This is a genomic window from Nonomuraea sp. NPDC049152 (genome assembly GCF_040648355.1).
Classification (GTDB): Bacteria; Actinomycetota; Actinomycetes; order Streptosporangiales; family Streptosporangiaceae; genus Nonomuraea.
This window is the reverse complement of the sequence record NZ_JBEZDO010000030.1, coordinates 120,413-130,221: the sequence shown is the minus strand read 5'-3', so window position 1 is coordinate 130,221 and position 9,809 is coordinate 120,413. Positions and strand designations below refer to the sequence as shown.

At 70.6% G+C, this 9,809-nt stretch carries 9 protein-coding genes and 1 tRNA gene; 4 read left to right on the top strand and 6 right to left on the bottom strand.

The features are described 5' to 3' along the window. Positions 1 to 271 precede the first annotated feature (271 nt). Positions 272 to 1,549 (top strand): serine protease, encoded by a 1,278-nt coding sequence (locus AB0B45_RS39870; RefSeq protein WP_358142077.1) that lies wholly within the window; start codon positions 272 to 274, stop codon positions 1,547 to 1,549. Between the two features lie 54 nt (positions 1,550 to 1,603). Here AB0B45_RS39870 and AB0B45_RS39865 read toward each other — a convergent pair whose 3' ends face one another. Then, on the bottom strand, positions 1,604 to 3,073 hold the full coding sequence (locus tag AB0B45_RS39865; protein ID WP_358142074.1) for a phosphodiester glycosidase family protein: 1,470 nt from the start codon (positions 3,071 to 3,073) through the stop codon (positions 1,604 to 1,606). 209 nt (positions 3,074 to 3,282) lie between these two features. On the opposite strand from AB0B45_RS39865, the gene AB0B45_RS39860 reads away from it, so the two are divergent. Then, complete coding sequence (locus tag AB0B45_RS39860; protein WP_358142071.1) at positions 3,283 to 3,432, top strand: hypothetical protein; 150 nt, start codon at positions 3,283 to 3,285, stop codon at positions 3,430 to 3,432. 180 nt (positions 3,433 to 3,612) lie between these two features. Next, the gene (gene trpS / locus AB0B45_RS39855; RefSeq protein ID WP_358142069.1) at positions 3,613 to 4,575 is read left to right on the top strand and encodes a tryptophan--tRNA ligase; all 963 of its coding nucleotides are present in this window, start codon (positions 3,613 to 3,615) and stop codon (positions 4,573 to 4,575) included. 4 nt (positions 4,576 to 4,579) lie between these two features. Here the strand turns inward: trpS and AB0B45_RS39850 are convergent, their stop codons facing one another. Together AB0B45_RS39850 and AB0B45_RS39845 are read right to left on the bottom strand one after the other, a co-directional pair. After that, complete coding sequence (locus AB0B45_RS39850; RefSeq protein WP_358142066.1) at positions 4,580 to 4,897, bottom strand: cupin domain-containing protein; 318 nt, start codon at positions 4,895 to 4,897, stop codon at positions 4,580 to 4,582. After that, positions 4,894 to 6,510, bottom strand: a complete 1,617-nt coding sequence (locus tag AB0B45_RS39845; protein WP_358142063.1) for a PucR family transcriptional regulator ligand-binding domain-containing protein — start codon at positions 6,508 to 6,510, stop codon at positions 4,894 to 4,896. The genes AB0B45_RS39850 and AB0B45_RS39845 overlap by 4 nt, the downstream gene beginning before the upstream one ends. A 315-nt stretch (positions 6,511 to 6,825) precedes the next feature. Here AB0B45_RS39845 and AB0B45_RS39840 point away from each other — a divergent pair, with 315 nt between their 5' ends. Beyond that, entirely contained in the window at positions 6,826 to 7,287 is a 462-nt protein-coding gene (locus tag AB0B45_RS39840) for a spore-associated protein A (RefSeq protein WP_358142060.1), read from the top strand. A 72-nt stretch (positions 7,288 to 7,359) separates the two neighbouring features. Here AB0B45_RS39840 and AB0B45_RS39835 read toward each other — a convergent pair whose 3' ends face one another. From AB0B45_RS39835 to AB0B45_RS39825, 3 genes are all read right to left on the bottom strand, one after another. Beyond that, the gene (locus tag AB0B45_RS39835; RefSeq protein ID WP_358142057.1) at positions 7,360 to 9,132 is read right to left on the bottom strand and encodes a BTAD domain-containing putative transcriptional regulator; all 1,773 of its coding nucleotides are present in this window, start codon (positions 9,130 to 9,132) and stop codon (positions 7,360 to 7,362) included. Between the two features lie 118 nt (positions 9,133 to 9,250). Beyond that, entirely contained in the window at positions 9,251 to 9,682 is a 432-nt protein-coding gene (locus AB0B45_RS39830) for a rhodanese-like domain-containing protein (RefSeq protein WP_358142054.1), read from the bottom strand. A 25-nt stretch (positions 9,683 to 9,707) separates the two neighbouring features. Beyond that, a tRNA-Sec gene (locus AB0B45_RS39825) sits at positions 9,708 to 9,803 on the bottom strand. Between the last annotated feature and the right edge of the window lie 6 nt (positions 9,804 to 9,809).

The following is a 9,809-nucleotide window of genomic DNA, read 5'->3' as shown; positions in this document are numbered from 1 at the left end:
TCGGGAGGGTGTGGGAGAGTAGGTCGCCGCCGCGCAATCTTTGTTGGAAGGCCCTGCCGGGTTTCGCCTGGCGGGGCCTTTCGGCATTTCCGGAGGCGTTTCCGAGGGTCCTGTTTGCGGCTCGGTGGTCTCGTCCGTCATCTCGGATCTCCTGCGCCACACCCCTTTCCACCTGCGGAAGCGGTGCGCAAGTCGGTTGAAACCGGCCCGTAAGCCACCCGCCAGCGCCTCACCGCACTCTCACTCCATGGGGACCCGAGGGGTGAGGCGAATGCGCAGATCACTAGCAACGGCGACAGCGATAGGAGTAGCGCTGGCCGGCGTCACATCGCTGCAGGGGAGCGCACTCGCCAAGCCCAAGCCGAGGGACGTCGCGGTGGGCACCAGGCTGGCCGCGAAGACGAACCCGGCTGTGCAGTCGATCCAGGACTCCTTCACGGCCACGGTCGTGGTCCGCGAGCCGGTGCCGACCAAGGCTTTCCGGGCCCTGTTCGCCAAGGCGGAGCGCCAGGCGAAGGCAGGCCGGATTCCCGCCGACCACCAGAGCCAGGTCAATTGGGTGCTCAGGACGGCGACGAAGAACGTCAAGAAGTACCTCGCTCCCGGCAAGGCCGTGAAGAAGAGCTCCACCGTGGCGGGCGGTCTCTGCACCGGCTGGTGGATCACGCCTGACGGTTACATGGTGACCGCCTCGCACTGCGTCGGCGTTGACAACGCCACGCTGCGTCAGCTGTTCGTCGGCCAGGCGCTGTCCAAGACCGTCAAGAGGGACGTGCGGGACTTCACCAACCTCGTCTCCACGTTCGCGCAGCCCGATGAAGAGATGACGGGTCTGGCCGAGAGGATGTTCGCCGCCTACCACCTCAGGGCCATGCGCCTGCTGGGGCTCCAGGAACAGCTGAGCGTCGTGTTGCACGACGGCACGGGTAAGATCACTGTGGGGGGCCTCAAGCTGGTCGCCAAGGGCAGCAACTTCCCTGGTGAGGACTTCGCGCTGCTGAAGATGGCGGGGGCGCGCGGCCTGCCGACGGTGTCGCTGGGTCACGATGACGACGTCAGGGTGGGCGACTATCTCTACATCAGCGGGTTCCCCGACATCACACTGTTGAACCCTTACCTGGACGCGCGCTCGAAGCTGTACCCGTCGGTGACCGAGGGCGCCTACAACGTCAAGCGGACGACCGTGAAGGGCGTGCCGTACCTGCAGGCGCAGGCGCCCGCGTACCACGGCAGTTCGGGCGGCCCGGTGTTCGGCCAGGACGGAAGAGTGATCGGCATGCTGATCGCGGGGAACCTCAAGTCCGATGGGGGGTTCACGGAGAACGCCAGCTTCGTGCTGCCGGTCAGCATCATCAAGAGAAGGCTGGGCGCCGCGGCGGTCGAGCCGGTCGTGTCGCGGACGTCGCGGGTCTACAGCTCGGGACTGGACGACTACTTCGCCGGGCGGTACGAGGCGGCGCTGGACAAGTTCCGACGGGCGCGGGAGCTGTATCCCGCTCACCCCTACGTGGGCGCGTTCATCGCCGACGCGAAGAAGGCCCTGCGCTAGTCGTCCGGATGCGGGCCCGCGCCTCCGCGGTGGGAGGCGCGGGCCCCGCTCACATCAGGGAAGGATGAGGAGCGCGTCGCCGACGGCGCGCTCGACACCGTCGGACGGCTTGTTGATGACCTTGCCGTTCACGACCATCGCGGTCGACCCGCCGCCGTCGAGGTTGATCGCCTGAACCGCGCCCAGCCACTTCATCAGCTGGGCCGCCTCGATCATGTTCGCGCCGACCGTGATCCCCGGCTTGCGCCCGTCGACCGTGGCCAGGATGAGGCCGCCCGAGCGGGTCACCCCCGCGAGGGTACGCGGGTGCCGGCGCAGGATCATGTTGACCGAGTCGTGGCCGTCGCGCTTGGCCGTGACCCTGATGCGGCCGTTGCGGATGAGCCCCACGCCGCCGCCGATGATGCTGACGTCGGGGGTGAGCACGACCCTGCGGCCCGTGCGCTCGTCGATGACCTTGGTGTCGATGTTGATGGTCCAGTTCTCGAAGGCGTGCTCCCACAGCCAGTCGGCCGCGGTGCCCGAGCCGTGCAGGACCCGTGATCCGGCCGGTACGGCGCCGCCCGCCTGACGCAGGGCGGTGACCTTGCCCGTGGCGTCGATGACGGCCTCGGCGCCGCCGTCGGCGGCGGTCTTGACGCCGTACTCCTCGGTGTAGAGGACGAGCTCGTCGGCGGCGGCAAGGCGGTTGACGCCGTTGACCTCGAGGCGGTTGCCGTCCTGGGAGACGGCGACGACCGTGCTCTTGAGCTCGGTGACGCGGGCCGTACGACCCTTGAGGACGAGGGCGGAGCGGCCCGGGACGGCGTCGCTGAGCATGCGGCCGCGGACGACGGAGATGCCGAGCGGCTCGCCGCGCAGAGCGGGCGAGGTATGGATGTTGAAGAAGCCGCCGTTGACGGCGGCGATCGCCTTCTGCGCCTGGGCCATCGACGAGGTGGTCTCGCGCTTGCCGACGCTGACGCCGAGGCTGGCGGCGTAGGAGCCGCGGAAGCCGCGCGGGTCGATGGTCAGGACCTGCATCTCCCACGGACCCGTCGTCTTCACGCCGTCGTCGCCGAGGTAGTCGGAGCGGGCCTTGACTCCCGCGTCGGTCAGCGCCTTGGCGGCCTCGTCGGCCTTGGCCTTGTCCTTGAACGGCCACAGGCCCACGCGGACCATGTAGATCTCCTCCGCGGGGTCGTCGGACACCGCGGGACGGATGACCTTCTGGACACTGGCGGTCTGGCCGGCGGCCTCGACCTCGGCGGCCTTGGCCTCGGCGGTCTCGCGCATGCCGTAGTCGCGGCCGCTCGGCATGAGCACGGTGACCGTGTAGCCGTCGTTGGCGGTGCCCGTCGAGACGCTGAAGAGGTCGATGCCGCTGGTCACGCTCTTCTGCGTCTTCGCCGGAACGCCCCGGTCGCCGAGGGGAAACCTCGCCGAGGGAAAGGGCGCCGACACCTCCTGCGCGATGACGGGCACCGCCGAGGTGACCGTGAGTGCGGCGGCCATGGCCAGGCCGACGAGCGCGCGTCGTGACATGAATAACTCCCCGTGGATGAAGACAAGCCGGTCCATCCTGGCGAGATCAACTACGGCGGGGAGGCGAAACACGCGAACCGTTGGAGACAGTTATCCAATTGACACGACAATGACGGGATTCCGCTGCGGTGACCGACCTCTCGGCGTTACCTTTCGGTAGGCCGCATATCAAGGATTAGAGGCGGCAACCATCCCGAGAGGCAGCCGACATGGGGCTGAGCATCCTCCTTGTGATCATCGCGAGCGTGGTGCTGGGGTTCATCCTCGGCGCGTTCGTGGCGCGTCCCCGACGGTGGGACATGTACATCTGCGCGGACGACACGATCCACGCCGAGGCGACGCAGGATCACCGCAGGTAACTGAGAGCCGGGCGCAAGCCGTACGGAATCTGGGTCCGGTACGGCTTGCGCCCTATAATGGCGCCATGACTATCAGCATGTGGTGGCGGCCGATCGACGGCCACTGACTTCACATGCGCGAAGGCCGTCCTCGGGCGGCCTTTCGTGGCGTCTGGGGACGTTTCTCGAAAGGAACCCAGAATGAACCACACAGTGCTGACAGGCGACAGGCCGACGGGGCCGCTGCATCTCGGCCACTATTTCGGCACCCTGGCCAACAGGGTGAGACTCCAGGACCTCCACCAGGTGTTCGTGCTGGTCGCCGACTATCAGGTGATCATCGACAGGGACCTGCCCGGCGGGATCCAGGCGAACATCGACGATCTCCTCCTCGACTACCTCGCCGTCGGCCTCGACCCGCGCAAGGTGACGATCTTCCAGCACAGCGCGATCCCCGAGCTGAACCAGCTGCTACTGCCGTTCCTGTCGCTGGTCAGCGTGGCCGAGCTCCAGCGGAACCCGACGGTCAAGGACGAGATCGCGCACAGCTCGCAGGCCGCGGTCAGCGGGCTGATGTTCACCTATCCCGTCCATCAGGCGGCCGACATCCTGTTCTGCAAGGGCACGCTCGTCCCCGTCGGCAAGGACCAGCTGCCGCACGTCGAGGTCACCAGGTTGGTCGCGCGCCGTTTCAACGAGCGCTACGGCACCGTCTTCCCGGTGCCCGAGGCCATGATGGGCGACGCGCCGCTGCTCAGCGGCCTGGACGGCGGCAAGATGAGCAAGTCGCGAGGCAACGCCATCGCCCTGAAGGCGAGCGAGGACGAGACCGCGGCGCTGATCCGCGCGGCGCGCACCGACGCCGACCGCCACATCACCTACGAGCCCGAGAGCAGGCCGGAGGTCGCCAACCTCCTGCTGCTGGCGGGGCTCTGTACGGGCCGCGCCCCCGAGGAGATCGCCGAGGAGATCGGGGACGGCGGAGCCGCGCGGCTCAAGGGCATGCTGACCGAGGCCGTCAACGAGTTCCTGCGCCCCATCCGCAAGCGCAGGAGCGAGGTCGACGTCGCCGAGGCGCGCCGGGTGCTGCATGAGGGGAACGCGCGCGCCAGGGAGCTGGCCGTCCGCACGCTGGCGGAGGTCAGGCAGGCGATGGGCTTCTGAAGGATCAGTGCGCCTGGTAGACCTTGCGCAGTGTCTCGTGGACGGTCCAGGTGGTCTTGGCGCCCTCGGGCAGGAGGCAGACGTCACCTGGGCCGACCTCGACGGTCTCGCCGCCCTCGACCGCGATGCTCGCCCGGCCCGACAGGACGACGAAGATCTCGTCGCGTTCGACGTCGGTCACCACGCCGGGGGTGATCTCCCAGATGCCGCGGCCTTCGTCCAGCTCGGCCACCGAGGTGGCGGGCGTGCCGGAGACGATCTGGGCGGGGTCGAGCGGGTCGGGGTCGAGCTGGACGTCGGCGACGTGCATGACGCGGATCAACGGTTCTCCCTGCGGAAGGATTCGAGGGCCAGAAGGGCGACGTGGAGCGAGAGGCAGGATTCGACGTCGTCCAGGTCGGTGTCGAGGATGCGCTCGAGGCGGCGGAGGCGGTCGTAGAAGGCGGGGCGCGACAGGTGCGCCTTCTGGGCGGCGACCGCCTTGTTGCGGCCCGCGTCCAGGTAGATGCGCAGGATGCGGGTGAGGTCGCCGCCGCGCTGGGCGTCGTGCGCGAGCAGGGGGCCGAGCTCGCGCTCGGCGAACGTCTGGATCCTGGCGTCGTCGCGGAGCAGGTGGAGCAGGCCGCGCAGGCGCAGGTCGGGCAGGCGGTAGTAGGCCCTGCCGTCCGGCTGGCGGACCGCCACGTCGGCGACCTGCTCGGCTTCGAGGAAGCTGCGCCGTACGTCACGGATGGACTCCACCGCCGAACCGGCGGCGAGGACGAACGTGGAGCCCGGCCTCCACAGCGCGCGCAGTCGCTCGGCGAGCGCGGTCAGCGCGGGCTCGACCTGCGTGCGGGGCGGCAGGGGGAGCAGCACGCCCACGCGGTCCTGGTCGAGCGCGCCCACGAGCGCGGGCAGCTTGGCGTCGCGGCAGACGGCGGCGGTGGCCTCGGCGAGCTCGCCGAGCTGGGCCTGGCCGTCGATGGCCTGATCGAAGGGTTCGACGAGGCGCAGGACGACGCTGACGAGCTTGCGTCCGGTGAGCGGCACCCCCACCGCGCGGGCGCGGGCGGCGGCCTCGTCGGGGTCGGCGTAGGCGTGGGTGAGGATGCCGGTGATGATCGTGCCGTGGGCCTGCCGTTCGAGCGACTCCTGATGGCGCTCCAGTAACCGGCCCAGCGCCAGCGTGGTGGCGGCGCGCTCGGCCAGCACCATCTCGCGGGGTCCCGGCGCGGCGTCGCAGAGCAGGATCAGCCGCCCCCAGTCCTGGCCGCGGGCGCCGACGACGGTGACCAGCCAGCCCGCGGCGGGGTCGTAGGCGGTGCGCTCCTGCGGCGCGACGGCGCGCGACCTGGTCTCCCATCCGGCCAGCAGCGCGCCGGTGTCGCGGCCGGCCGACTCGCAGGCCAGCACCTGGTGGGCGAGGTTCTCCAGCAGCACCGGCCTGCCCGACAGCCTGGCCACCTGGGCCAGGACCTCGGCGGGCGAGGCGCCCTCGACCGACAGCTCGGTGAAGACCTCGTGCAGTTGCTCGGAGGCGCGCAGCTCCTCCAGCTGGATGTCGATGATCCTGGCGTGCACGGACTCGGTGATCTGCACGAACGGGGTCTCGCGGGCCAGCACGATCAACGGGAACCCGTGGTCCTCGGCCGCCTTGACCACCGCGCGCGGCAGTTCGCGAACGAACCTGCGGCCCAGTTCGACGACCAGGCCCGCCGCGCCGACGGCCGACAGCTCGCCGATGTAGGCGGCCAGCTTCTCGGGGTCCTCGGGGAGCGCGACGCCGGTGGTGAGCACCAGCTCGCCGCCGCGCAACAGGTGTGCGATGTCGGCGATCTCGCCGACGTGCACCCACCGCACCCTGCTGTCGAGCCTGTCCGCGCCGGCGACGACGCGGGGATTGCCCCTGCGAACGGTCTCCAGGGCCAGAACGTCGGCAATAGTGGGCAGCACGCGTGGAGCTTATCCGATCAGGATGTAATTCTGGGCATTCACCCGCTTACAGGCTGTCGATGATTTGTCCACGAATATCGGGGGGTTGGGCGCGCCTCCTCTTCGCTCGTCGGCGCCCGTCGCCCCGGGACGGCGCGCGGTTGTCGAGGAGAAGGGAGCGCTCCCAATCCTTTCGGTACGGTTTCCGGCGCCTGTCCATGTCGGCGAATGCGACGATAGTCCGATTCGTGGATCTTGACCCGTCCATGCGCCCCAGAAGATCGTCAACGGCGACGGCCGAGATGCGGCCACCGTTTCGGAAAGTACGTGAACCCCATGCGTAGCCTCTCGCGTGCCCTGGTGCCCGCCGCCGCGGCCGTAATGCTCCTGCAGGCCGCTCCCGCCGGAGCCGACCCCGGCCCTGCCGACCCCGACTCCGTCGTGGCGGCCGCCGCCACGCCGGAGAGCGTGTGCGGCTCGGGCTACCGGATCATCGACTCGGTCCCGATCAAGACCCCCAGGCTCTGGGCCACCTCCTACCTGCTCTACAACAACAACGGCTACAACTGCGTGGTCACCTGGAAGAACACCAACCTGGGCGTGCGCACCTACACCGAGGCGCGGATCCAGGTGCAGGGCTCCAGCACCATTCACCGCAACGGCGGCAACTTCACCACGTACGCCGGCCCGGTGCGGGTCCAGGCCGGCGGCAAATGCGTCCAGTTCGGCGGTATCGCCTCCGACGCGCCCGGTGGCCAGCGCTTCCAGGCGCTGAGCCCGTGGGGGCACTGCGGCTGACCGCGGCAGAGCCGACGAGAAGGCAAGGAAGAAGACGGGCCGTGACCTCCTCGTCCGTCGCTTCGATGGGACTCAGTGGGTGCGGGCGGGCAGGCGGGCGACCGGCAGCCTGCCCATGTTCGGCAGGCGGTAGCGGCGCAGCACCATCGCCCGCACGGGGACGAGCAGCCTGTAGCGGCGGCCCGCGGCGCTCTCGAACGGCAGCACGCAGCAGCGGTCGACGAGCGCCGCGAGCACTCCGGGCACGCTCGCGGCGTCCAGTGGCGGCTCGGCGCACTCGGCCACGGCGCACGTGAGCCCGAAGTCGCCGGGAAAGGCCGCGGCCCTGAGCAGCATGATCCGCTGCGAGCTCGACAGCCCCTGCCACACCTGGTCGAGTCCCGCGGTGAGCCGGGCGGCCGCGGGGTTGACGTCGTCGATGAGCGCGCCCAGCTCACGCTCGGCCTGCTCGGCCAGCACCTCCAGCGGAAAGGTACGCATCAGCGAGGCCAAGCTCTCGATCACGGCCGGCATCCCGTCGGCCAGCGCGCACAGCCGCCGCAGCCACGGCTGGTCGTCGGCACCGAAGGTCAGTCCCGGCACGGCCTCGGCGGCCCTGTCCCGTAGCAACCGCTCGCCCGCGTCGGGGTCGAGCGGGCCCAGGCTCCAGATGACCTCGCCCGACAGTCCGAGAGGCCGCCTGGCCGTGACCAGGATCGTGAGGTCGGGCCTGGCCGCCGTCAGCCGCTCGGCCGCCGCCCGTACCTCGCCCATCCGCCCGTCGCAGTCGTCGGCGACCAGCAGCGCGGCCCCCGTACCCTCGGGGACGCTCAGCGACTCGCGCGGCCCTACGACGCGTACCCCGCAGGGGAAGTGCCCGGCCTCCCGTACGGCGAGCTCCGCGCACAGCCGGGACTTGCCGATTCCGGGCGGGCCGATCACGGTGACCAGCCGCCGCCCGCGCACCAGGGCCGCCAGCCCCGCGTAGTCCTGCTCCCTGCCCACGAGCCGCGCCCGTGCCCCCGGCCCGCGGTCCCCGTCATCCCCGTCCCCGTGATCGCTGTCCCCGTGATCACCGTCCTCCGTCGGGCGGCTGGACTCACCCGCGCCGCCGCCTCTGCCCTGGACCCCGTCCGGGGGGTCGGACCCCGTGAGGCAGCGCAGGTGGGCCTGGCGTAACAGCGTGCCGGGCTCGATGCCCAGCTCCACCGCCAGCCGCCGTCTGATCCTGTCGAACGTCACCGCCGCGGCCCCCTGCTGCCCCGTGGCGACCAGTCCCTCGATGAGGACGGCGTGCGCCTCCTCGTCCAGCGAGTCGGTCCTGCACAGCCGCTCCACCAGCCTGATCGCCAGGTGCGGCTGCCCCTCGTCGAGCGCGGCCCTGGCCGAGCGCCTGGTCACCGACTCCTGCTCGGCCAGCAACGCCTCGATCACGCGGCTGTCGGCGCGCCGCTCGGGCACGTTGTCGAAGGGGCGGCCCCGCCACAGCCCGAGCGCCGCCGTGAGCGTCTCGCAGCTCGCGTCGGCCCTGCTCGCCTCGCGGCGGAACAGCTCCAGGTCGGTGCGCCCTCCGCCGAGATCGAGGTGGTAGCCGTCGGAGCCGGTGACCACGCGTACACGCGTCTCACCCGTCCCGCGCAGCCAGATGCGCAGCCTGCAGGCGGCCAGATGCAGGGCGCCCTTGGGATCGCGTGGGGGCCGGTCCTGCCACACGACTCTGATGAGTTCGGCCGACGGCACCGGCGTTCCCGCCGAGACGGCCAGCAGGCCGAGCAGCGCCCGCAGCAGCGGCGCGGAAGGCGTGAGCACCACGCCTTCGCGAATCAGTCCGACGGCCCCCAGCACGCCGACCGATACGTGGTTCATTCCGGTCCGTCTTCGCGGACCTGATCAGCAATCATGTCGCCGATCGTGGGACAGCGACCTTTCCTCGACCTTTCCTCGGCCTTTCGCCACGCGGCGAACGGTGGCCTGCGGGGCGGGCTCATCCGGTCGGCACCGGGCCCTCGCCGGGCCCTCTCGGCCTGACCGGCACGGTGGGACGGCTGACCGGCAGGCCGGCCGAGATCCACGCCTGGAACCCGCCGATCACGTCGGTGGCCAGGGGGAGGCCGATCTGGCGCAGGCTCGCGGCGGCGAGGCTGGAGGAGTAGCCCTCGTCGCACAGCACGATCCAGGTCACGCTGGTGGAGGCGGCTTCGGGGATGCGGGCCGCGCTGCGCGGGTCGAGCCGCCACTCCAGGTGGTTGCGCTCGATCACGATGGCGCCCGGGGCCTCGCCGTCCCTGCGCCGCTGCCACTCGGGACGGGTGTCGGCGATGAGGCCGTCGCCTGAGCGCGTCAGCGCCCAGGCCTGCGCGGGGCTCAGCCGCGCGAACCCGGTGCGGGTACGCAGCAGCAGATCGTCGATGCTCACGACGCTCCACGGGAGAGAGGGGGCTTGGCGGAGGCGGACGGGAATCGAACCCGCCGCGCCGAGATACTCGGCGCCACCGGTTTTGAAGACCGGGAGGGCCACCAGGCACCTGGTCGCCTCCACCCGG